The sequence below is a fragment of the Shewanella sp. UCD-FRSSP16_17 genome (assembly GCF_001675935.1).
Classification (GTDB): Bacteria; Pseudomonadota; Gammaproteobacteria; order Enterobacterales; family Shewanellaceae; genus Shewanella; species Shewanella japonica.
This window is the reverse complement of record NZ_LZFV01000035.1, coordinates 717,213-739,609: the sequence shown is the minus strand read 5'-3', so window position 1 is coordinate 739,609 and position 22,397 is coordinate 717,213. Positions and strand designations below refer to the sequence as shown.

Sequence of the window (22,397 nt, the reverse complement as noted above, 5' to 3'; positions counted from 1 at the left end):
GCTCGCATTACAATAAGTCGCTAATAAACATTAAACAATAGGATTGTTAATGCACTTTAAAACAAGACTCGCAGCTGGATTAGCATTGCTACTGAGCTGCACCAGCCTTCAAGCTGAAGATACGGTGAATACGCAAGTGACTGATAGCGCTAAAATGACCGATAGCGCAGAAGTCCTCGCCCTAAAACAAGAATTTATCGCCACCCAAGTCAGTAAAGGGTTTACTGAACAAGAAGTGCAGCAATTTCTTTCCAGTGCTAACCACAATCAAGCTGTATTAGATGCCATTTCAAAACCTTGGGAAGCCAAACCTTGGCATCAATATTACCCCATTTTCTTAACTGATAAGCGATTAGAAAAAGGCCTCGCATTTTGGCAAGAAAATGCTGAGACCATTCAAAAGGCAGCTGAAAAATTTCAAGTCGACCCACAAATTATCGTGGCCATTATTGGTATTGAAACTTTCTACGGCGGTTACATGGGTAACTATAAGGTTCAAGATGCTTTATATACCTTAGGATTTTATTACCCGCCAAGAGCGACCTTTTTCCGCAGTGAGTTTGGCAACTTGATGTCACTGATCAAAGAAGAACAATTAGATAACGATAATCTAAAAGGCTCTTACGCTGGCGCCATGGGTTATGGTCAATTTATTCCTTCAAGTTATCGCCATTACTCGGTTGACTTCAGTGGCGATGGACGTCGAGATTTACTCAATAGTAAAGAAGACGCCATTGGCAGTGTTGCTAACTACTTTCATCAACACGGATGGAAAAAAGGTGCTCCTGTTACACTCAAATTAAACCACACCAGTGACACTGCGCCTGCTGCAAGTGTTTGGGTTAAGGGTAAGCCAACACAAACCGTTGCAGACATTTTAGCGCCAAGTTTAAGTCTGGCAGAATCTAAAGACATCGATGCATCACAAGCTGCATTATTAATTAAGCTTGAACAACCTGAGATGAACGAGTATTGGTTAGGTTTAAATAATTTTTACGTCATCACTCGTTATAATCGTAGCCCGCTTTATGCTATGGCCGTTTACCAGTTTAGCCAACAGTTAGAAGCAGCTTATCATGCAAAATAACACTCGTTTAAGCCTTGTCATCGTGAGTTTATGTGCTTTGCTCAGCGCGTGTTCAAGCTCTGGTTCAAGCCAAGATGATCGTTATCAAATGAAAAATGATCGGGCTCCGAAAAGTGCCCCAGATGTCAGTAAAGTTGAAGATGCCCATCCCAAATATGAGCCCTACAGTCGACAAGGCAATAAGCGAACGTATACCGTGCGTGGTAAGTCATATACTGTACTACCGACAGCAAAAGACTTCAGACAAAGTGGTTACGCCTCTTGGTACGGCTCTAAGTTTCATGGTCATTTAACCTCAAATGGCGAAACCTATGACATGTACTCAATGTCTGCGGCGCACAAGACTTTGCCTTTACCTAGCTATGTTAAAGTGACCAATGAAGCCAATAACAAACAGGTTATCGTTCGAGTCAATGATCGCGGCCCATTTCACGAAGGGCGTATTATTGACTTGTCATATGCTGCGGCCTATAAACTCGACATGCTGGGTAGTGGTACTGCCAAAGTAAGTATTGAAACCATTCATATTGAGTCACCTGAATCTATGGCCCTAGATGAGCTAAAAGATGACAGCGTACATATCATTCAAGTTGTGGCCTCAAAAGACCAAATAAGAATTAACGTATTAGCCAAAGAGTTTGAGCGCAAATACAAGGTGCCTGCAATAGTAGAAAGTGCAAATGGCTTTTACCGCTTACTGCTAGGACCGATAGCGCAAACCTACCTAGCCAATAAGTTATTAACCCAGATAAAACAAGACGGTTACCCACAAAGTTACCTGAGAACACCGACAAAAAAATAAATCGATAATAACCTGTCATTACCGACTGTAAATTAACCCTTGTTAATGAACCTAAATGCCAATTTATGGTCGACTAATGATATAATTATTTTAATTGTGTCGTTTTAGTGTGTAAATCAACTGAAGTAGTTAGCTACTTTATGTTTAACTCGCTGTAATATCATTAAATATTGATTAACGACTCGACTTCTTTCATGACTAACCAGAGATGTGCAAACTCAATGATGAAAATTGTAAACACACCGCTTAAATCTTTGCTGCTGCTTTCCGCTGTATCTTTTTCTTCTCAAGCAGCCAACGCACCTATGGTTATGCCAAATGCGCCAACGGTAGCCGCTAAAGCTTACGTATTAATGGATTACAACTCTGGCCGCATTATTGCTGAAAATAATGCCTATGAGTCACTTAACCCTGCTAGCTTAACCAAAATGATGACCAGCTACGTTATTGGTCATGAAGTTAAAGTTGGCAACATTTCGCTGGATGACGAAGTGACCATCAGTAAAAAAGCATGGTCTAAAAACTTCCCAGATTCGTCGAAAATGTTTATCGAAGTAGGTAAAAAAGTCACTGTTGAAGACCTAAACCGAGGCATTATTATTCAATCGGGTAACGATGCTTGTGTCGCCATGGCTGAGCATATTGCCGGAACAGAAGACGGCTTTGTCGACTTAATGAACTCTTGGTCAAAACAGCTAGGTATGACCCAAAGTTACTTTGAAAACTCACACGGTCTTGATTCTGACAACCACAAAACAACTGCATACGACATGGCATTATTAGGTGCTGCATTAATTCGTGATGTACCAGATGAATACCGTGTTTACTCTGAAAAGTCATTTACCTTTAACGGTATTAAACAGTACAACCGTAATGGCTTGCTATGGGACAACAGCTTAAATGTTGATGGTATTAAAACAGGCCACACTTCTGGCGCTGGATATAACCTAGTCTCTTCTGCAACCAATGACGGCATGCGTTTAATCACTGTTGTGATGGGTACAGGCAGTGAGTCAGCTCGTAAAGCGGAAAGCAAAAAGTTACTTAATTATGGTTTCCGTTTCTTTGAAACGATTACCCCTTATAAAGCGGGTGACACCTTTGTAACTCAAAAAATCTGGTATGGCGATCGTGAAACGGTAGATTTAGGTGTGGTCACTGACACCCCAATTACCATTAATCGTGGCCAAGCTAAAAACTTACAAGCTAACTTCGAGCTAACTAAGCCTTTATCTGCGCCTTTAGCTAAAGGTGAGACGGTTGGCCGTATCTTCTTCCAGCTTAACGGAAAAGATATTGCTGAGTTCCCACTTGTTACTCTTAATGAAGTGAACGAAGGCAGCTGGTTTAGTAAACTTATGGATTACTTCAAGCAAATGTTTGAAGGTTGGTTTGGCTAAACCTAGCTAAAAACCATAACCTCGCTTCATATAAATAAAGTCACCTTAGGGTGACTTTATTTTTTACCGCTTTATTTAACCGCATTAGCCTTGTATTACAGTATAATTACCCCATATAGAACACAAAGCACAAATCACAACCGCAGAGAGCACACACATGATAGATACAAACTTTGGCGAATTAATGGAATTCCCGAATTCTTGCCCATTCAAAGTCATTGGCGCAGCAGATGATACGCTAGCCGATCGTGTTGTTGCCGTTGCACAACAGCTTGCTCCAGGCGATTACGCCCCAACAGTAAAATCGTCAAGCAAAGGTACGTACTACGCTATTTCTATTCGTATTACTGTAACAAGCAAAGAGCACATCGAAAAAGTTTATACAGATCTTGCAGCAATTGAAGGCGTTAACCGCGTACTTTAATTGCGTTTAAAACGTGATCAACCTAACACTTTAATGTCTTTTTAGTGTTAGGTGCGTATAATAAGCCATCTTTTTTGAGGGGAGAGGTTGCCCTTGCAAACTCAAGCGTTACATATCAGACATCTTGGACGCCAAGATTACGAATCAGTGTGGCATGCAATGCAAGCCTATACCGATAATCGTGATAGCGACAGCAATGACGAATTATGGATTGTTGAACACTCGCCCGTATTCACCCAAGGCCAAGCAGGCAAAAGCGAGCACATTCTCAACCCTGGTGACATTCCCGTCATACAAGTCGACCGCGGCGGCCAAGTGACTTATCACGGTCCAGGCCAACTGGTTGTATACCCTCTTATCGACATCAAGCGCAGTAAACTAGGCGTACGACAACTGGTCAATAACATCGAACAAAGCATTGTCGATATGTTGGCTATGTATGATGTTAATGCATACGCTAAAGCTGATGCTCCAGGTGTTTACGTTGACGAACGCAAAGTGGCTTCTTTAGGGCTTAGAATTCGTAAAGGCTGCTCTTTTCATGGCCTTGCCCTCAATGTCGATATGGATTTAGCGCCGTTTCAACGCATCAACCCGTGTGGTTATGCAGGGCTTGAAATGGTGCAATGCAAAGCATTAGGCGGCCCTCAAACCGTAACTGAAGCTGGCGAAAAACTGATTCAAACATTAAGCAAAGTATTGGGCTACCAAGAACTTGTACATCATCAAGGATTAGCAGAATAATATGAATAGGCCTGAAAGATTACAACCTGGTGTAAAACTGCGTGATGCCGAAAAAGTCGCACGTATTCCAGTAAAAGTGGTTCCTTCTGAAAAAGAAACCATGTTGCGCAAACCTAATTGGTTACGCGTGAAGCTACCAGCATCGAACCAACGTATTACTGAAATTAAATCAGCACTGCGTAAAAATGGCTTACATTCAGTCTGTGAAGAGGCATCATGCCCAAACCTTGCTGAATGTTTTAACCATGGTACAGCTACATTCATGATCTTAGGTGCCATTTGTACTCGTCGCTGCCCTTTCTGTGACGTTGCCCATGGGCGTCCGCTAAAACCTGATGCTGAAGAGCCTAAAAAGTTAGCGCAAACCATCAAGGATATGAAGCTTAAGTATGTGGTTATTACCTCTGTTGACCGTGATGATTTGCGTGATGGCGGCGCACAGCACTTTGCTGATTGTATCCGTGAAATCCGTATTTTAAATCCGCATATCAAAATCGAGATTTTAGTGCCTGATTTCCGTGGTCGTATTGATGCAGCATTAGACATCATTGCCACTGAGCCACCTGATGTGTTTAACCACAACTTAGAAACAGCGCCAAAGCATTACCGTAAAGCGCGTCCAGGGGCGAATTACCAGTGGTCATTAGACTTACTTAAACGCTTTAAAGAACGTCATCCTGATGTACCGACTAAATCAGGTTTAATGATGGGACTCGGTGAAACTAACGAAGAGATTGCACAAGTGCTGCGCGACTTACGTGCTCATGACGTTGAAATGCTAACTTTAGGTCAATATTTACAGCCTTCTAAGTTCCATTTACCTGTTGAGCGCTACGTACCGCCAGCAGAGTTTGATGCATTAAAAGAGTTAGCAGACGAACTTGGTTTTACTCATGCAGCCTGTGGTCCGTTAGTACGCTCAAGCTACCATGCAGACTTACAAGCTCAAGGTAAAGAAGTTAAGTAAGCAGGTGTAAAGAACTTCATTTAACAAAAACGGCGCTAAAGCGCCGTTTTTTTATGAGCCATAATCAATTTTACTCACAATCGATAATCGTCCTCGAAAATATCGTATTAACTGATTTTATCGCCCTTGTTGAACCATGGTTTTGATTACCTTGGCTTTAACAAAATGGTCGAGCTTATGTGTTTGAATCCACCAAGTTGCGGCTTCCATCAACAACTCAGGATCATCATTTTTATTAGCAAAAAACGCATAAAATGACACGCCAACATTATCCCCTTTCACTGCAATTTTTTTATCACACACTTCAATGATTTTGGCTCTTAGTGATGCTCTCATATCCACTTAATTCTCATACTCAGTTAATGCTTACAGCCATCGCCGTTGCGTGTTTCAAAAAGCCTAGCGACTTCTTACTCTTATATAATGACGTCAATAATGTTTAGTTAAATCAACCTAACATGATAGGTCATATCAGACAGCTTCAATCGAGTAATCCATTAATATGGCATCCTCTCGGCCAGTTTCACACGGATAATAGCCCTTACGCCTACCAGATTCACTGAACCCTAATTTATGGTACAAGCCGATCGCAGCTTGATTTGATTGCCGAACTTCTAGCATCACAACTACCGCGTCATACTGCCTGGCATCAACCGTAAGATGGTTAAGTAATTGCTTACCTAACCCTAATCCTTGATAGGTTGGCGCAATACAAATATCCAGCAAAGTTAATTCATCAACTATTTGCTGCACTATGGCAAAACCAACTAATATCTGCCCATCATAAGCGCCATAAACGCGATATAAACGCCCAAAACAGTCTGCTAAGTTTGCAAGGCTCCAAGGGTGACTGTGAGCCTGTTGTTCAATATTAAACATCTCAGGAGCGTTCTCAACCTCCAGTAGACGGATTGTTACCGTTAAAGAAGAAGGTATTTTTTGATGTTCAGGTCGCGATGAGTTATCAGGCATAAGATGTTGGATTCATATGGTAATGGTGAGAATAGAATGACTTACTTTAGGTATTAAAAACCGCTAAAACCTAAGCTGCTTTTGATAAATGTTGGTAAATCTGCTGCCACAGTTCACGTTTGGCTTGATGCCCTTGCTGCAGTTCATCTAAAGGGGACGACACTAACCAAGCCACTCGGGGACGCACTTTTAACTTACGCATATCCCAGACAACCTGCATTCCCTTGACCATTTCGGTATCAAAATCACAATCAGCAAGTGCGATATTCAATAAAGATAGCACCTCTGTAACTAACGGGTGCTGGCTAATATCAGCCCCATTATTATCAGCGTCGCTGTCATAAATGATTAAATATGGTTTTCCTTTCGCATCAGCACTGCGCCAACGAGTTACCCCCATTGCATCTAAATAAGCTGATTTTTCCAAAAGAGTACTCCCTAAGCGAAAGGCGACATAAAGGTTGAGGTAACGAAACAACTTGATAAGTGACTAGAATAGCAGTTCATTAATCAATTTGTTAACCAAAAAATAAAGCGATTAATGCTTTTCAGCACAATCGCTTTATCTATAAACAATGATTAGTTTTAAATTTCTGCCAACTTATAATGATAACCCCTTATATCATCACACCGTCAGCATCTTTTGCGGACTCAACATCAGCATAATTACAAACTCGGTTACGGCCAGTATGCTTGGCAAGGTACATGGCACTATCAGCATTGCTGGTTAACGCCTCTAGGCTGTAATCAGACTGCTGGCTATCTGTAACGCCAAAACTTGCACTAATTGGGAACTCATACCCGCTTGGCGAGCTGTCTAATGCTGCTATCGCTTTACGGTAATCTTCGGCAATATTCATTGCCATTTCAGCATTACAGTTTGATAAAACAACACAAAACTCTTCGCCGCCTATGCGCGCAAATATATCTTGCTTACGCTTTAAGTCATCACAAGTACTAGCAACATGTTTAAGCACCCAGTCACCGCAACCATGACCATGTTTATCGTTAATACCTTTAAAGTTATCTAAATCAAATAGAATACAGCTGATTGTATCTTGATTCTTTTGACAGGCCGTAATTGCCTCTTGCGCAGCAGAGGTAAAATGACCACGGTTGAATATCTGAGTCAGCGAATCATATTGCGCTAAACGCTTTAAACGTTTCTGGGTTTGTTTTGCACGAATCGAGGCTAAACTTAATAAGCTTATAACCATGATCAATAAGGCCATAAACAAGCGATTATTTTCAGTTTCACTTTCAGCAAGGCGCTGGCTAGCTTGTAAAAGCTTGTTCTGTTTATTGAGTAATTCAATTTGGACTTTTTGCTCAACCGCTTTGTGCTGGGCAAGTTGGAAAGCGAGATATTTGGTTTTTAGATCGTCAAAGTAGGACTTTTCAGCTTCTGCAAATTTGATGTAATAAATTAAAGCTGTTTCAAAATCTTTTTCAAGAACAGCAACTTGATATAACACTTCATAAGCTATCATCGAGGGCTCTGAATTTAGAATACCACTGCTGATTGATACGCTTTCATTACCATAAAACTTAGCCGACTCAACTTCCCCCGTAGCAAGATAACCTTTTGAAAGTAGTGAGTAAAATTGAGAAAGTATAGGGATATAATTTGTTTTTTTAATTTCCTCTAAATTTTCTAAAATCAGGTCTATAGCCTTTTGGTACATTCCTTCCTGTAAATGAAGTTTCGCAATAAAAGTATTAGTTAAATTAAACCAAACAATTTCATTATTAATTAAGCATAAATTAAGAGCATTTTTGATTTCTTCAGAGTTTATATTTAAGGTTTTCAAATGGAACTTAGATTCAATAATTTGTTGTTTTACAATACAAGAATTTCTGCCATCAATATCTAAAAGGTTAAGTTGATTAGCATACTTCAATGCCAACTCATATTGACCTAATTGGTTATAGAAAATTGCGGCTGCAGATATACCTAACTGGCTTATTTCAGGATTAGTTATTAAATGAAGATTCTGTAAGTTACTTTCTAAATACGTTAAACCTTCACTCCACTGTTTAGTGTATGCAAAGATATTAATCAGAGATAAATTTGCTCTAAACTTAAGCTCTGTAGATAGACTTGTTTCACTAATTTTTTCCCATATAGCTTGAGCTTGATAAAAGTCACCTTTATATCCATATTGATAAGCCAATAGATATTGGTAATAGTCATTCTGAACAGCTGATAAGCGAGTTTCATTAGTCTTTATTCTGTCTAAAAACTGATTAAATTGCTGAGGATGTTGACTTCTAATTTTATCTGCTTCACTCAATAAATAATCGATATCTGAGTTTTGAAGCTCGAAATCAGCATTATCAGCTAATGAGTAGTTGATTGATAAACATATTAAAATAATCGTCGACAGCAACTTAATCATTGGCTTCACTTCTTAAGCTATTTCTTCATTATACGATTTGTTTTCAGAAGGTGATTCAGTCTCTCCTTCTTCCTCTCCTTCCTCTCCTTCCTCTTCATCAGCAGGCAATAAACCACAAACTAACTCAGCACTAATGTTCAATTGTTTCGTTAATAAAATTACATCTCTCTTTAAAAGCGAACTTTTCAACTCAGGAGTTAAATCAGCTTTGTTTATTGCTTCATTAAACTGATCTGCCGTGGATAAATTTGCATCTTGCCCTAAACATTCTAATAAATCGATTACACTTGACATTATATCTCCTTGAAATTTTAAGTTGCCGATAAATAGGCATTTTTTTTATAATGCAGCAAAAGTTATTATGCTAATACACTATTTAATTACGCGATATCTTGTCGCGTTAAATTTTGCTCAATTTCAGCCAAACGTGCTACAAGTTTTTCATTTGGCTGCATTTTTTCACTCGGCGGAATCACTAAGGTGGTGTGCATATGAATCTCAGCAGTGACCAACTCAGAAAGTGACAAAGTTTCAATACGAATGTTATCTATTGGAAGTACAGCAGCCTCGTATAAAATTACTTGATGATCTAATGGATATTTTTCTGCCAGTAACTCAACCAAAACTTGTCGATGCGCTGCACCCGTTGAAAACCTTGCCAACGAGCGATCTCCAGCCAGTCCTATTTGCCATAAAATCAAATAACAAGAGGGATCATATTGGCGTTTATAAAACATAAACTGGCTTGCTTCAAATTGCTGGCAACCAAAGCGTCCAGGATCAATACCTAAATCTGCGATTAAGCAATCTTCAGCTGAAATGCCCGGGATCATCTTTGCAGCAAAGCCTTCAGCTTTCGCCATAGCAATTGACTTATGGGGCGCTTGGGCAAATACTCCTGGGTGACCATAAAAAGCCCCAACCACTTTTTTACCCGCCCTCACTTCAGTCATCATCGCATCAACCATTTCGTTGTAGGTTATTTGGCGCGACTTACCCTCTTCGTAGTACTCTTGTAAACTACGCACATCTGAGTGCATTTCTTGCACCCACAATTCTGTAATACCATGGGAAGCAGCTGAAAATACTACATCCGCATTTTCAATGTAACTTTTACTAATAGGACAAATATGCGCCCCTAATGTCATACCTAAACCCACACAAGTTAAACTACCCGTCATCAACTTACTCTTATTTTTTAATGAAAAACATCAAATCAACTGTAAGATAACAGTTATCAACTTGTAATGAAATTGCTTCACCCAACGTTCGATTTATATCAATCATTCCGATTCTATTTTAAAACTAATTTTACTTTCAGTTTCATCAAACTGATGAAAGCCTGCTTTAGTTACTACTCGCTTACTAGCTCTATTCCTGACTGAGGAATAAGCATATATAGAACTCAAACCAAGCTGGGTGAAACCATAATTAACCATACCAACTAATGCTTCCTCTGGATAAAATCTGCCTTGAGCTTTTCGAGCAAGTATTAAGCCTGCTTCTGCTACCCTTTTGTCTTCATAGTGCAATGACAAATTTTGAATCCCACAAATTTCTTTCGAAGATTTGTCGATAATCCCCCAAAGTAACTGCTTGATAGGAGTTTCAGTATTTAACTTAATTGCAGTTTTAAAAGATGAATGCGCTTTTTTATCCGAAAAAGGCTCTCCAATATGACGCATAATTTTGGGGTCTGTATATAAGCTTACAAAGAAACCTCTGTCTCCTTGCTCAAGCAACCTTATAATTAACCTTTCAGTCTCAAAACTATGCATAGTATTTTCTACACTAATCTCTTTGCTCTGCAAATCGAATCACTCCCGTTTCATGGGCTGAACGGTCAAAAATCACATAATAATCATTCAATAATGGCGTGCCCAATAAGCATTGATTTGGCCACCTTGGTAGCTGGCTCAATATTTTAAAACACGCTTTACCTGGGCTTGGCGAGTTGAGTTGCCAATAATGTTCTGGTTTACAACTGATAGTAATCGCTTTATCGATAACTTCATTTTCTGAATCAGGGCATTCGTTGGTGATTTCACCGTCAAATGTAAAATGCAGTGTCGGCCAGTGGCTTAAATCATCAGGATGATGGCCTGTCATATATCGGCCTTTAAATAGCTCGGCCATATCAATCCCTTGCTCTTGAAAACTGATATCTTTGAATGGCTCGACTAACGTTACAAAGTCACTAGAAACATTGTTAAATCCAGTCATCATGGCTTTGTATAACAAGTCTGTCAGTAAAATACCTGATACGCCTGTATCGATAATGGCATTACTTTTATGGGATGCGACATACTGACTTTGTAATGCTGGAGCCTCTACTTCTGCTTGTTCACCCACTCGCATTGAATACAGTTTGACGTTGTAATAACGATTATGAATGACATCGATGGTTTTGAACTTTCCCTGATACAACTCGGTATGCTCTTTGCCACCGCCTAGAATCAACCAGCCTTTGTTAAGTGGGTCAGCTGCAATTTGCTCTTGGGTATAATCATCTTTAGCAATATGGATGCTCGAGCGTTTTGAATAAAAGCCAAATTTATTGTGCGTTAAGCCATTTTTGTTAAGGCGAGTAAAATAGGGTACGACGGTCTGCTGTGGCTGTTTTTTCAAGAATTTTCTGAAACGCTTTAAATCCTCGCCACTAAAACGCTCTGACTCGTCTGCTTCATCACAGCTCTTTTCATCATGCTCGCAATGGGCTGGGCACACAGAATTTGGCTCTGAAAAAGGCCATGGAAAGGTCGAGGCGGGTTTAATTTTATGTTTTTCAATGTAGGCTGTTAAATCATAGCTTTTATTAAGCCCATAATACGCCAGCCCTAAAATACCGTCTGCATCGGCGAACGTTTTTTGTTGCTGTAATGAAGGTACAATCGCGACAGGACAATCATTAAGTGATAAAGGCTGATGCGCTAAGTTTAAATGTGGGACGTGGGTTGAGGTATTTTCATCCAAAGAATCTTGAGCTAATGGGTCGTGCTTGAGACCATCTTCACTCACACTCACCTTAGTATGCACTAAAGGGCCATCCCAGCCACCAGCGCCATAAATGACCTGCTGTGCAAAGGTACTAGATTCTAAGTATTCATCTTGATGTGGTTGATACACCTGTTTTTTAACGACTAAAGTGCTGCTACCGGTATCAACGATTAAATTAGCAGGGCTACCTTCACTGCCAAGGCGCATTTGTACGCAGTAACCACCTTTGGCATACACATTGACTAGGGGTAATTTTACGGTTCTAGGCTGTATTGATTGGGCTGTGACCTTGGCTGTAGATGTTTTTTCAGAGCAATAATCATCAACATTTTCAGGATTAGCTTGATCATCTAAATGTTGCTGCATTTGATTATGATGATGGCAATGGCCTAGTAGGTGTTGATGGTGATCATCATTAGAGGCTTGTTGCGCTGCTTGTTGGTTTATTGCTTGTTCTAGTGCAACTGTTGCTTCATCTAAAGTCTCAGTATCGCTGTGTTCTTGCTTGCTCATGCAGGTGTTGCTTCCTTGCTATTGATACTATTCAATATGCTATCGCTTGTATTTTACTGATTTTCGGTAATTTACAGAGATTATCTAATAAAGAGCCTTTCTGACTCCTTGAGCCGTTACTTTAAATTAACATGATGACCTTTGTCACTCATTAGATGGTTATTAGGTTATTTTTAATACACTTAACTCATTAAGAGTTGTCATCAAATATGAACATAATGACACCTTAACCGATGAGCAAAGCAAGTCTAAGGCTATATAGGGCTAATGTATTAAAGCTTGGCTAACGTGGGAGTAGAAAATAGGCAAACAGTTAATGTTGTAAAAACCTAAAAGTCCTTTACAACATTAACGTCATGAATCAATTGATAAAATGAAAGTTTAAGCGATATTGGCTTTAATTTGAGTTCTTTCTAATTCAATGAACTCGAAACCACGCTTTAAAAAGAGGAATTCATTTTTTTCTGGGAGCCCATGGATAAGCGCGAGCAGCTCTGCAAAAACGTGATCTAATGCTAAGCGATCTTTGTCTTTTAAATGATTAAAAATAAGCGGGCGAAGCACCATACTAAATGTGCCAATTAAATCAGAAAATCGTTGCTCTTGAATCGCTTTAATATTGGCTTGAACTTCTTCGATACAAAGCGCTGCAAGGATTTCATTTTTATCTCTAAAATTTTGATAACAACATGCGCGAGATAACCCACATGCTCTAGGCACATCAGACATAGAAAAATTGATTAATCCATGTTCTTGAATAAGGTCTTTTGCTGCATTTAATAAACGTTGTTCTGTTGTCATGATACCCCCATATCATTAATTTTGGCCACATTGTATAACAGCTGAGTTAACACTTGTATAGCAAATGTACGCAGTCACTCAAAAAAATACAATGTGAGGGCAATAAAAGCGTTAATTTAAATAGGTTACGGCATGATATACGATTAGCTATTTTTGTCACATACATAACAAAAACTAAAAGCGACGGCCATGGGGATCTGCAGCAAAACTCACATATTGAGAGGATTGTAAATCGGCCTGATAATAATGATGGGCAATGTCATGTTCTTTAGCATGATACATCGCATTATCTGCGGTTTTCATGAGCGTTTTTCTATCTTGAGCATTGTCAGGGTATTTTGAAATACCGATACTGACGCCAACCACTATCATATGACCTGAACAAGGAATATCGACCAATAGTGCTTGCTCTATTTCTTTAGCAACGACAGTGATATTTCGTGCTTCAACATCAGGTACGATAAGGGCAAATTGGTCGCCACCAATGCGGGCTATAACGCCATCACTAGGGACGGTTTGGTTTATCCTGTCTGCCAACACTTGTAGCACTTTATCACCTTCGACATGGCCAAACGTGTTATTGATCATTTTGAAGTTATCAATATCTAACATCATGCAATAAAACGAGTCTGGCTTTCGTGCAATGGCACTATCGAGTTGCTGATAAAACTGCTGCCGATTAGGGAGCCCAGTTAATATATCATGGCTCGCTTGATGGGCTTTTTGCTGCAAAATGTCATCCAAATTCTCAATAGTCTGCTTGCTTAAGTTGGTCACTAAAAACACAAACCATCCACCAGCTAAAAAAATACCTGCCACAATCACTTCAATAAAATTAACGCGGTCTTGATGTTGCAGCAATAAAGATAAATAACTGAAATAACCAATCACAAACAGCACAATCATCATCAGTAAAGCCAACCAACCTTTACTACTAAATTGCGAGTAAGCACAGATGTCGTAAGCGGGTCGTAAAGACAGTGCTAGACCAACAAGCCCAAGTAATACCATTGTAAGTGCAAAAAAATCCATGTGGACTCCTGTGGGTATCAGTGCTGTTTGTTTTATGCTTAGCCGTTTTGACAGAATACAAAGCTAAGTGCCAGACAGTAAAGTGGAAAAATCGAAAAAAGGTGCCATTAATCCTCCATATTTAGTGTAGCAGTTATCCATTAACTTGCGGCTGTCAGCGACTTTTTCGCCTTTAAATCAGCCAATTCGTGTTTCACCTAAAAAGCAGTTAACATTATGTCAACATCAATCAGGAAGATGTTGATTTACCTAATACCCATTTTGAGTATCAAACAATAAATAATAAGAACACGGATCGATTAATAACATGATTAATATCAGCAAAAAGATTGTTATTACTTGTTTGTGCTTTTGCAGCTTTTCGCTGTTTGCACAAAGTCAGTTAATAAGTAATATCCACGGCTATACCATTAAAGATGGACAACTTGTTCAATTTAAAGCGCTACAATTTAACGGCGACACCATTGAAGAAGTGTATACCGAACATGACATTTTACCTTACAGCACCCAAGCTAATATTGTTCGAATAGACGGTAAAGGCCAAACACTACTACCTGGTTTAATTGATGCGCATGGGCATGTATTGAGCTATGGATTAAGTTTAATGCGTGCCCAACTTCGTACTAGCCAATCAGAAACTGATGCGGTGAATATGGTCAAAGCATTTCGTCAACAACACAGCAATATGCAGTGGATTCAAGGCAGAGGCTGGAATCAAGTCTTATGGTCAAGTAACACCTTCCCTACTGCAGCATCGTTAGATAAAGCCTTTCCTGACACACCAGTATGGCTTGTACGAGTCGATGGACATGCTGGATGGGCCAACTCGGCAGCCATGCAAATTGCTGGGGTAGATGCCAAGACAATAAACCCTGAAGGGGGAGAGATTTTACGCCACAGTGACGGACGCCCTACAGGGGTGTTTGTTGATAATGCCATGAGCTTAATCACCAACAATATTCCAAGCTTGTCAGTTGATGAGCAACAAACTGTATTACTTACGGCACTTAATTCGTTAGCTGCAATGGGGTTAACTAGCGTGCATGATGCAGGCGTTGGCTCCGACACAATCAAGGCATACCAAACACTAGAAAACTTTAATAAGTTACCTATCCGCGTGAATGCGATGATTGATGCCGAAGATCCGAATTTTGCTCAGTTAATGACGGCTGGCCCCATCGCTGCTGGTTCAGATAAGCTGCAAATCAATAGTGTTAAAATTTCAGCCGATGGCGCATTAGGTAGCCGAGGTGCAGCGTTAATTGAAGATTACAGCGACTTAAAAGGTCATAAAGGGTTACTGCTGTATTCTAATGACGCCTTAATCGACACCATCGAAATGGCAATGAAATCAGGGTTTCAGGTCAATACTCATGCCATTGGCGATCTTGCTAATCACATTGTATTAAATGAATACCAGCGTCTCATAGCAACAACTCAGTCACGTCATTTACGTCACCGCATTGAGCATGCTCAGGTACTGCAGCTAAGTGATATTCCTCGATTTGCAGAACTTAATGTGATTGCATCGATGCAAGCAACCCACGCCACCAGCGACAAAAACATGGCTGTAGATAGAATTGGTAACACCCGTATTCAAGGTGCTTATGCTTGGCGAAAGTTGATGACTTCGGGTGCGATTATTGCAGCAGGTTCTGACTTTCCTATTGAGTCACCAAACCCATTTTATGGTTTACATGCATCGGTCACCAGACAAGATCATCAAAACCAGCCGTTTAATGGATGGTATCGAAAGGAAAAAATGAACCTAACAGAAGCCTTAGCCAGTTTTACTTCTAATGCAGCCTATGCGGCGCATCAAGAATCAATGATTGGTGAGCTACGCCCTGGAATGAAGGCTGACTTTATTTTGATTGAGGATGATATTTTTACCACCACATATGAAAATATGTGGAAAGTCACGGTTAACGAAACTTGGGTCAATGGCAAGCGAGTTCATTAATTAATCAATCAAGATTACACATACTAAGATTACACATACTAAGAAGAGCCCTTCAGCTGGTTTAAGCATTGAAGGGCTTTTTTAGTAAGCCCATAAAATCTTCGTAGTCAGTGTTTGGTTAACCATCAGGAATGTTAACTAGCGCCGTATTAAATATGTGCTTTTGACAAGTGCTTTTGACAAGTGCTTTTGACAAGTGCATTAAACAAGGAAGATTAAGTAACAGAAAATAAGAAAAATAAAATAACCCTTTTCAAATTTGTTCTCGTTTATAGCAATAACACCGATTGATTTTTCTGTTTTATTGTTGGAGAACACCATGACTTATTCCGTTAAAAAATCTTTATTCAATTCTCAAGTTCTTGGCTCAGCATTATGTGCCGCCTTATTATTTGGTATCGGCAGCCAATCAGCTATAGCAGCAAATTATGATTTCCCTCACCTTGAAACTGTCGGCATAAGCCAAGTTCAGGTTGCGCCAGACATGGCTGAAATCTCTGTACAAGTGAGCCTTACTAAAACAACAGCGAAAGAGGCAAAGTCGGCAGTTGATGAAGCCGTGGTGAAATTTATTGCTCGCTTAAAAGAAGCTGGCGTAAGCACCGATGATATACAAAGCGCTAATTTACAGATCCAGCCGCAATATCATTATCCTTCAAAGCAGCCTAGAGAGTTAACCGGATATCATGCAAGCCGTCAGTTAACAGTGACAGTAATGAAGCTTAACCAGCTCAACGACATTCTCGACTCTGCACTAGAAGAAGGCATAAACCGTGTACAAAATATTGCCCTTAAATCATCGGATGAAACCAAAGCAATTGAACAAGCGAGACAAGCTGCAATTAACGATGCTAAACAAAAAGCCCAATCCTTGGCACAGGGTTTTGACCGTAAGCTAGATGGTGTTTGGGAGATCCGTTACTTAACCCAGCACCCTGTACAACCTGTAATGATGCGAATGTCTGCTGTGCAAAGTGACACAATGGAAAGCTATCAATATGGGGAGGTTAATGTGCAAGAACGTGTGGAAGTGGTTTATCGCTTAAAATAATACTAGCCAGTTCACTGTGATATTAAACAGCGATCATCTTAAGCATGATCGCTTTTTGTCTGCTCAGCTTAACACTATTGACAATTTAACCATTATTTTGCTGTTTTCTTGTTTCTAATCAATATCCCCATTGTTTTGCTCCATAAACTATGGCGCAATTTGTCGGAGATTAATTTCACAGCTAGCCAGATGCGCCCTACACCGCAACAATGCAGCCTACAGTTATTTCCTCAAATCGGTCGTCATGTTTATCCATACTCATTTAGTCAAGAGGACGCATTAATGAAAATCGATTTATCCACTCACGTTGCAGGCGTTAAGCTAGAAAGTTATTTGATGAATGCCTCTGGCCCTAAATGCACCACTTGGGAAGAATTACACACCATAGCGCAATCTCATTCATCGGCTGTGGTCACCAAATCTTGTACCATCGCCCCTAGAGAGGGCAACCCAGAGCCTCGTTACCAAGACTTGCCACTTGGCTCAATTCAGTCAATGGGTTTACCAAACTTAGGCTATAAAGCTTATCTAGAAATGATCCCAGCACTGAAAGCCTTAGGAAAACCTGTGATTGTAAGCGTATCGGGTTTTAGTGTTGAAGATAACATCGAAATGGTGACGGCATTTCAGCAAAGTGATGTTGATTTAATTGAAGTGAACTTTTCTTGCCCTAATATCCCGGGTAAAGCACAAGTTGCCTATGACTTTGAACAAACAGATAAGGCATTAGCAGCGATTACCGCATTAGGAAATAAGCCTATAGGGATTAAGTTAGCTCCCTATTTTGATATGTCCCACTTTGTCGCCGCCGCAAATGTTATTAAAAAATACCCCGTTAAATTTATTACCTGCATTAACTCAATCGGTAATACTTTAATCATTGATCCTTATACAGAGCAGCCAATAATCAAACCTAAAGGCGGATTCGGCGGCTTATGCGGTGACTATATCAAACCTGTTGGTCTTGCAAATGTGAGAGCTTTTCGTGAACTGCTTGATGACAATGTGCAAATCATTGGCGTAGGCGGCATAAAAACGGGGGTTGATGCGTTTGAATACTTACTAGCTGGTGCTGATGCGGTGCAAATAGCCACTTGTTTTGAAAAAGAAGGCGAGGCCTGTTTTAAACGAATTGAAACAGAGCTTGCTGAGTTTATGAAGTCAAAAAACTACCAATGCATTGCAGATGCGAAAGGAAAATTAAAACCGCTTTAGTTGGTCGTATTAGACTTAAACGTGCATTTTTTGCAATAGCCAGTTCGCTTTTGTTCTGGCTATTGCTTGTTAACATATCCCCCAATCAACCCACCTTTTAATTAGCAATTGCTAACTTTCAATTCACGATAAATTTATTCCATAAAACCTGACTATTCGATAATAACACTGTTAATATTGATAAAAATTAACAGTTTCACCACTTAACAATTAATGGTTAGCAAACTTTTAGCAACCTCATCAAAAGTGGCTGAAAGATCATACAGAGTCATAGCACTCAATCGCCGCAGGCATAATCGAATAAATGGATATTAATTGTGTTTAAAAAATTACTTGCGATGACCAGTTCTACCCAAATGCTGGTCGCTATGTTTGTGGGTTTTGCTGTAGGGATTTTCTTTGGTGAATCTGTTGGCTGGTTAAGCACCATTGGCAATGGCGTTATTTTGTTAATGCAAATGACCGTCTTACCTTACATTGTTGTCTCACTTATCGGCGGTATAGGTAAGCTCCAAAAAAGCACCGCCATTCTTATTTTTAGTCGAGCAGGCTTAATTATGCTGCTGCTTTGGCTCGTCGGCATCGTGCTTACTGCTTTAATGCCACTGTCATTTCCCTTTATTGAATCGGCCTCCTTTTTTAGTACCAGTATTGTTGAACCTGTCGAGCCAATTAACTACTTCAAACTCTATATTCCTTCAAACCCATTCGAATCAATGGCTGCAGGCTATGTACCAGCAATGGTGGTGTTCAGTATTGCAATGGGGCTGGCGCTTATCGGTATGGAAGGCGACAACAAGACCCAAGTGTTGTCATTCATGCATACCATTACAGAAACCTTTTCTCGTATTACTCAAGGTTTAGTCAAAGTTTTACCTATTGGTATTTTTGCTATGTCAGCGGCAGCAGCAGGCACGATGGGGGTTGATGAATTTGCCAGTATGCAGGTGTACTTAATCAGTTATTTTGTACTGTGTTTATTGCTCACGTTTGTCATTTTACCTTGGATTGTGTGCTCATTAACGCCTATTACTTACGCCCAAACAGTGCGTATAACAAAAGCCAGCTTAGTCACAGCATTTGCCACAGGTAACATCTTTATTGTGATCCCTGTGATCATTGAAGAATGTAAGCAAATCATGCGTGAGCATAATAACCTAAGCGAAGATGGGTTAACTCTGATTGAAATCCTCGTACCCATCGCCTTCACCTTCCCCAATATTGGCAAACTGACCGTCATTTTATTTGTTTATTTTGCAGGCTGGTTTAACGGAACGCCTGTTGAAGTGAGTGCAATGCCGTCATTATCTATCAGTGGCTTATTGTCTTTATTTGGCAGTGTTTATGTGGCGATTCCGTTTATGCTTGAGTTGGTTCATTTACCTTCAGATCTATTTCAACTGTTTGTGATGTCTGGGTTTATAACCGGTAAATTTAACTCAATCGCTGCGGTAATGAATCTATTTGCCTTAACCTTGCTCACCGTTTGCTTATTCCAGGGTAGTCTTAAACTGCGTCCCCCTCAATTAATTAAAATGTCCGCGGGTTTATTGATTAGCACTGTCGTGACGATATTGATATGTCGAGTCGGCATGGGCTTATTTATTCATAGTCCTGAAATTACCAGCGGCGTGATTGCCAATATGCAAGTGGCTGATAAGGTTCCTACAAAAGTTAAACGACAGTTTCCTGAAGTCGGCAAAACCCCTTCACAACCTATCGCTGGCGTACAAGACATTATTAAGCGTGGCGTACTTCGAGTTGGTTACATTCCAAGCAATGTGCCATTCAGTTATTACAATAACGCAGGCCAATTAGTCGGCTTTGACTCTGCTATGGCAACAAAGTTGGCTGAAGATTTAAATGTCGAAGTAGAGTTTATTCCTTTTCGTAAAAAGACCTTATCTGCCTCGCTAGATGCAGGCTTTTTTGATGTTGCTATGTCGGGACTCGCAATGGATATTAAGCAAATGGACAGCTTGAGCTATAGCGATCCAGTACTTGAGCTAAACGTTGCGATTGCCACCAAAGACCATAGAGTTAATAGCTTTAAAACTAATCAATCGATTTTAGAAATGGAAAATACCACCATTGCTTACGTCGAACATGATGACAAAATTAAAGAAGCAAAGCGGGTGTTACCGCACTTAACCTTTGTAAAAATTGATGGCTACAAAGACTTCTTTAGACAGAAAGGCGATAAGTATGATGCGGTGGTCATTAGTGCTGAAGCGGGGTCGGCTTGGACATTGTTCTTCCCAGGCTACGGTATCGCTATTTTAGAAGGTAAAAATCGATACCCAGTTGCTTATGCTGTTGCTCAGACAAATCAATCATTATTGAATTACATCAATAACTGGCAAAAGCTTCGCAAAGTCGATGGTCACCAACAGGAGTTTTATGATTACTGGATGCTAGGTAAAGGCGCCACGACACCGCAGCCTCGATGGTCAATCATTCGTGATGTACTGCATTGGGTTGATTAACCCGTTTAGTCCCTCAAAGCTGATGATTTAACACTATTTAGTTTGAGTATTATTTAGTTTGAATAATATGCCTCAATCCCAAAAAACATAAAGCCTAACAAATCTGCTTGTTAAGCTTTATGTTTATATTCACTTCATTTTGTCACTAGGTTTACGGCAATTAAGCCTACCTAAAACTGTCATATTCACCGACTACAGTATAACGCTATGGTGATTGCAATAAATTGTGAATTTATTGCCTTCTATCAGGTGACAATCAATAAATTGAAAACGATTAAAAATATTGCAAACCTTGTAAAGTTAACCTAAAAATAACTGTAGCATTTTGTTAAACACCTCGTTGATATTTAGCGCTCCAATTAGTAAGGATACTAGTGAAGAATGATGAATAAGTTACGTATAGGTATTGTCTGTCACCCCAGTATTGGCGGTTCAGGCTTGGTTGCCACCCAATTGGGATTAGGCTTGGCAAAATTTGGCCATGAAGTGCATATCATTGCACACAAGCGTCCGTTTAAATTATCTGAAGACATAGAGAATGTTGTCTTTCATTGCGTAGATGAAGTGAACTATCCCTTATTTGAAGGCCCGCTACACACCTATTCGTTAACGGCAAAAATTGTTGAAGTTGCGGAAGAATACCAGTTAGATATTGTGCATGCTCACTATGCCATTCCACACTCACTTTGCGCCCATTTAGCCAGTAATATTGCTCGTTATCCCTTCCCAATTGTCACTACAATTCATGGCACGGATGTCACGATAGTTGGCCAAGACGATGCGATTAAGCGCTTAAATACATTTAGCATGAATCAAAGTGCCTTATTAACGACAGTTTCTGAATTTCAGCGTCAATACATGCTGCAAGAGTTCGATATTCAGCAACCGATTAACGTAGTGCATAACTTTATTGATGCAGACGATTTCACCCCAGCACTTCAAGATGAAACGTTAAGAGCGACGTTAGCTCAAGATGACGAAAAAATCTTAATGCATGTCTCCAATTTTAGACCCCTTAAAAACACCTCAACAGTCGTCGATGCCTTTAGCCAACTAACCTGCAGTGAGCCTGTAAGGTTAGTATTAGTGGGCGATGGCCCTGATATTGGAAAGATTAAACAGCAATGCCAGCAATTAAACATACTCGACCGTGTCACTTTTACCGGTTCAGTTAATAAGGTTGAATGTTATATTGCCAATGCTGACTGCCTTATCCAACCTAGCTTTAGGGAATCATTCTGCATGGTGATTTTAGAAGCCATGTCGTGTGCGGTTCCGACGGTTAGCAGTAATGTTGATGGTATTCCCGAAGTCGTTGATGAAGGCGTAACGGGTTACTCATTTCCTCCTGAAAATTCAACTAGTATGGCAGCTGCAATTAGCCATATTCTCTCGGATAGTTCAATACAGCAACGACTCGGTCAAGCTGGGCGTGAGCGAGCCATAACGCACTTTAATTGCGACAATAAAATCAAACAATACGTTGACTGTTACCGCCAGACCTTAGCTAGATTTAGCCGCTCAGCTGTCGCAAGTTAAGCGAT

Annotated in this window: 21 protein-coding genes; 11 read left to right on the top strand and 10 right to left on the bottom strand. The window is 40.0% G+C overall.

What is annotated here, in order from left to right:
• The first annotated feature begins 49 nt into the window (after positions 1-49).
• The 6 genes from mltB to lipA all read left to right on the top strand — a co-directional run bounded on the left by mltB (position 50) and on the right by lipA (position 5,424).
• Complete coding sequence (mltB, locus tag A9267_RS16885) at positions 50-1,087, top strand: lytic murein transglycosylase B (RefSeq protein WP_065110015.1); 1,038 nt, start codon at positions 50-52, stop codon at positions 1,085-1,087.
• Positions 1,077-1,889, top strand: coding sequence for a septal ring lytic transglycosylase RlpA family protein (locus A9267_RS16880; protein ID WP_197495555.1), 813 nt, complete (start codon positions 1,077-1,079; stop codon positions 1,887-1,889). Before mltB ends, A9267_RS16880 begins: the two co-directional genes overlap by 11 nt.
• 224 nt (positions 1,890-2,113) lie before the next feature.
• Positions 2,114-3,289 carry a serine hydrolase gene (locus A9267_RS16875; RefSeq protein ID WP_080917405.1) on the top strand — a complete coding sequence of 392 codons (1,176 nt, stop codon included), beginning with the start codon at positions 2,114-2,116 and terminating at the stop codon, positions 3,287-3,289.
• Positions 3,290-3,446: 157 nt separating this feature from the next.
• Positions 3,447-3,713, top strand: a complete 267-nt coding sequence (gene ybeD / locus A9267_RS16870) for a DUF493 family protein YbeD (RefSeq protein ID WP_055025773.1) — start codon at positions 3,447-3,449, stop codon at positions 3,711-3,713.
• 93 nt (positions 3,714-3,806) lie between these two features.
• Positions 3,807-4,457, top strand: coding sequence for a lipoyl(octanoyl) transferase LipB (gene lipB / locus A9267_RS16865; RefSeq protein ID WP_065110013.1), 651 nt, complete (start codon positions 3,807-3,809; stop codon positions 4,455-4,457).
• 1 nt (position 4,458) lies between these two features.
• The gene (gene lipA, locus A9267_RS16860) at positions 4,459-5,424 is read left to right on the top strand and encodes a lipoyl synthase (protein ID WP_065110012.1); all 966 of its coding nucleotides are present in this window, start codon (positions 4,459-4,461) and stop codon (positions 5,422-5,424) included.
• A gap of 117 nt (positions 5,425-5,541) precedes the next feature.
• On the opposite strand, the gene A9267_RS16855 is transcribed toward lipA, so the two are convergent.
• The 10 genes from A9267_RS16855 to A9267_RS16810 all read right to left on the bottom strand — a co-directional run bounded on the left by A9267_RS16855 (position 5,542) and on the right by A9267_RS16810 (position 14,138).
• On the bottom strand, positions 5,542-5,760 hold the full coding sequence (locus tag A9267_RS16855) for a DUF6500 family protein (RefSeq protein WP_065110078.1): 219 nt from the start codon (positions 5,758-5,760) through the stop codon (positions 5,542-5,544).
• Between the two features lie 135 nt (positions 5,761-5,895).
• Positions 5,896-6,396 carry a ribosomal protein S18-alanine N-acetyltransferase gene (rimI, locus tag A9267_RS16850; protein WP_065110011.1) on the bottom strand — a complete coding sequence of 167 codons (501 nt, stop codon included), beginning with the start codon at positions 6,394-6,396 and terminating at the stop codon, positions 5,896-5,898.
• Positions 6,397-6,466: 70 nt separating this feature from the next.
• Positions 6,467-6,823: a DNA polymerase III subunit psi gene (locus A9267_RS16845; RefSeq protein ID WP_065110010.1), complete on the bottom strand. Its 357-nt coding sequence runs from the start codon at positions 6,821-6,823 to the stop codon at positions 6,467-6,469.
• Positions 6,824-7,013: 190 nt separating this feature from the next.
• Positions 7,014-8,795, bottom strand: a complete 1,782-nt coding sequence (locus A9267_RS16840) for a tetratricopeptide repeat-containing diguanylate cyclase (protein WP_065110009.1) — start codon at positions 8,793-8,795, stop codon at positions 7,014-7,016.
• A 12-nt stretch (positions 8,796-8,807) separates the two neighbouring features.
• Positions 8,808-9,089 carry a hypothetical protein gene (locus A9267_RS16835; protein WP_065110008.1) on the bottom strand — a complete coding sequence of 94 codons (282 nt, stop codon included), beginning with the start codon at positions 9,087-9,089 and terminating at the stop codon, positions 8,808-8,810.
• Between the two features lie 86 nt (positions 9,090-9,175).
• Positions 9,176-9,976 carry an SAM-dependent methyltransferase gene (locus A9267_RS16830; RefSeq protein WP_156669188.1) on the bottom strand — a complete coding sequence of 267 codons (801 nt, stop codon included), beginning with the start codon at positions 9,974-9,976 and terminating at the stop codon, positions 9,176-9,178.
• A gap of 102 nt (positions 9,977-10,078) precedes the next feature.
• Positions 10,079-10,606, bottom strand: a complete 528-nt coding sequence (locus A9267_RS16825; RefSeq protein WP_156669187.1) for a GNAT family N-acetyltransferase — start codon at positions 10,604-10,606, stop codon at positions 10,079-10,081.
• Positions 10,587-12,305 carry a pepsin-like aspartic protease gene (locus A9267_RS16820; protein ID WP_065110006.1) on the bottom strand — a complete coding sequence of 573 codons (1,719 nt, stop codon included), beginning with the start codon at positions 12,303-12,305 and terminating at the stop codon, positions 10,587-10,589. The genes A9267_RS16825 and A9267_RS16820 overlap by 20 nt, the downstream gene beginning before the upstream one ends.
• A gap of 381 nt (positions 12,306-12,686) precedes the next feature.
• A complete protein-coding gene (locus A9267_RS16815; protein WP_055025782.1) occupies positions 12,687-13,106 on the bottom strand; it encodes a TetR/AcrR family transcriptional regulator in 420 nt (139 codons plus the stop codon).
• Between the two features lie 174 nt (positions 13,107-13,280).
• Entirely contained in the window at positions 13,281-14,138 is an 858-nt protein-coding gene (locus A9267_RS16810; protein WP_065110005.1) for a GGDEF domain-containing protein, read from the bottom strand.
• A gap of 307 nt (positions 14,139-14,445) precedes the next feature.
• Between A9267_RS16810 and A9267_RS16805 the strand changes: the two genes are divergently transcribed.
• The 5 genes from A9267_RS16805 (at position 14,446) to bshA (ending at position 22,392) form a co-directional block, all read left to right on the top strand.
• Positions 14,446-16,101, top strand: coding sequence for an amidohydrolase (locus tag A9267_RS16805; RefSeq protein WP_065110004.1), 1,656 nt, complete (start codon positions 14,446-14,448; stop codon positions 16,099-16,101).
• A 319-nt stretch (positions 16,102-16,420) separates the two neighbouring features.
• Entirely contained in the window at positions 16,421-17,152 is a 732-nt protein-coding gene (locus A9267_RS16800) for an oxidative stress defense protein (protein ID WP_082972436.1), read from the top strand.
• A 159-nt stretch (positions 17,153-17,311) separates the two neighbouring features.
• Positions 17,312-18,367, top strand: coding sequence for a dihydroorotate oxidase (locus A9267_RS16795; protein WP_231919190.1), 1,056 nt, complete (start codon positions 17,312-17,314; stop codon positions 18,365-18,367).
• A gap of 317 nt (positions 18,368-18,684) precedes the next feature.
• Complete coding sequence (locus A9267_RS16790) at positions 18,685-20,853, top strand: cation:dicarboxylate symporter family transporter (RefSeq protein ID WP_055025785.1); 2,169 nt, start codon at positions 18,685-18,687, stop codon at positions 20,851-20,853.
• Positions 20,854-21,234: 381 nt separating this feature from the next.
• Positions 21,235-22,392, top strand: coding sequence for an N-acetyl-alpha-D-glucosaminyl L-malate synthase BshA (bshA, locus tag A9267_RS16785; protein ID WP_231919189.1), 1,158 nt, complete (start codon positions 21,235-21,237; stop codon positions 22,390-22,392).
• Positions 22,393-22,397 lie beyond the last annotated feature (5 nt).

Coding starts and splice junctions, on each gene's coding strand:
- A9267_RS16835 (WP_065110008.1), bottom strand. CDS start 9,089: ATGTCAAGTGTAATCGATTTATTAGAATGTTTAGGGCAAGATGCAAAT.
- lipA (WP_065110012.1), top strand. CDS start 4,459: ATGAATAGGCCTGAAAGATTACAACCTGGTGTAAAACTGCGTGATGCC.
- A9267_RS16840 (WP_065110009.1), bottom strand. CDS start 8,795: ATGATTAAGTTGCTGTCGACGATTATTTTAATATGTTTATCAATCAAC.
- A9267_RS16880 (WP_197495555.1), top strand. CDS start 1,077: ATGCAAAATAACACTCGTTTAAGCCTTGTCATCGTGAGTTTATGTGCT.
- A9267_RS16815 (WP_055025782.1), bottom strand. CDS start 13,106: ATGACAACAGAACAACGTTTATTAAATGCAGCAAAAGACCTTATTCAA.
- ybeD (WP_055025773.1), top strand. CDS start 3,447: ATGATAGATACAAACTTTGGCGAATTAATGGAATTCCCGAATTCTTGC.
- A9267_RS16810 (WP_065110005.1), bottom strand. CDS start 14,138: ATGGATTTTTTTGCACTTACAATGGTATTACTTGGGCTTGTTGGTCTA.
- bshA (WP_231919189.1), top strand. CDS start 21,235: ATGATGAATAAGTTACGTATAGGTATTGTCTGTCACCCCAGTATTGGC.
- A9267_RS16875 (WP_080917405.1), top strand. CDS start 2,114: ATGAAAATTGTAAACACACCGCTTAAATCTTTGCTGCTGCTTTCCGCT.
- A9267_RS16805 (WP_065110004.1), top strand. CDS start 14,446: ATGATTAATATCAGCAAAAAGATTGTTATTACTTGTTTGTGCTTTTGC.
- A9267_RS16855 (WP_065110078.1), bottom strand. CDS start 5,760: ATGAGAGCATCACTAAGAGCCAAAATCATTGAAGTGTGTGATAAAAAA.
- A9267_RS16820 (WP_065110006.1), bottom strand. CDS start 12,305: ATGAGCAAGCAAGAACACAGCGATACTGAGACTTTAGATGAAGCAACA.
- rimI (WP_065110011.1), bottom strand. CDS start 6,396: ATGCCTGATAACTCATCGCGACCTGAACATCAAAAAATACCTTCTTCT.
- mltB (WP_065110015.1), top strand. CDS start 50: ATGCACTTTAAAACAAGACTCGCAGCTGGATTAGCATTGCTACTGAGC.
- A9267_RS16800 (WP_082972436.1), top strand. CDS start 16,421: ATGACTTATTCCGTTAAAAAATCTTTATTCAATTCTCAAGTTCTTGGC.
- A9267_RS16830 (WP_156669188.1), bottom strand. CDS start 9,976: ATGACGGGTAGTTTAACTTGTGTGGGTTTAGGTATGACATTAGGGGCG.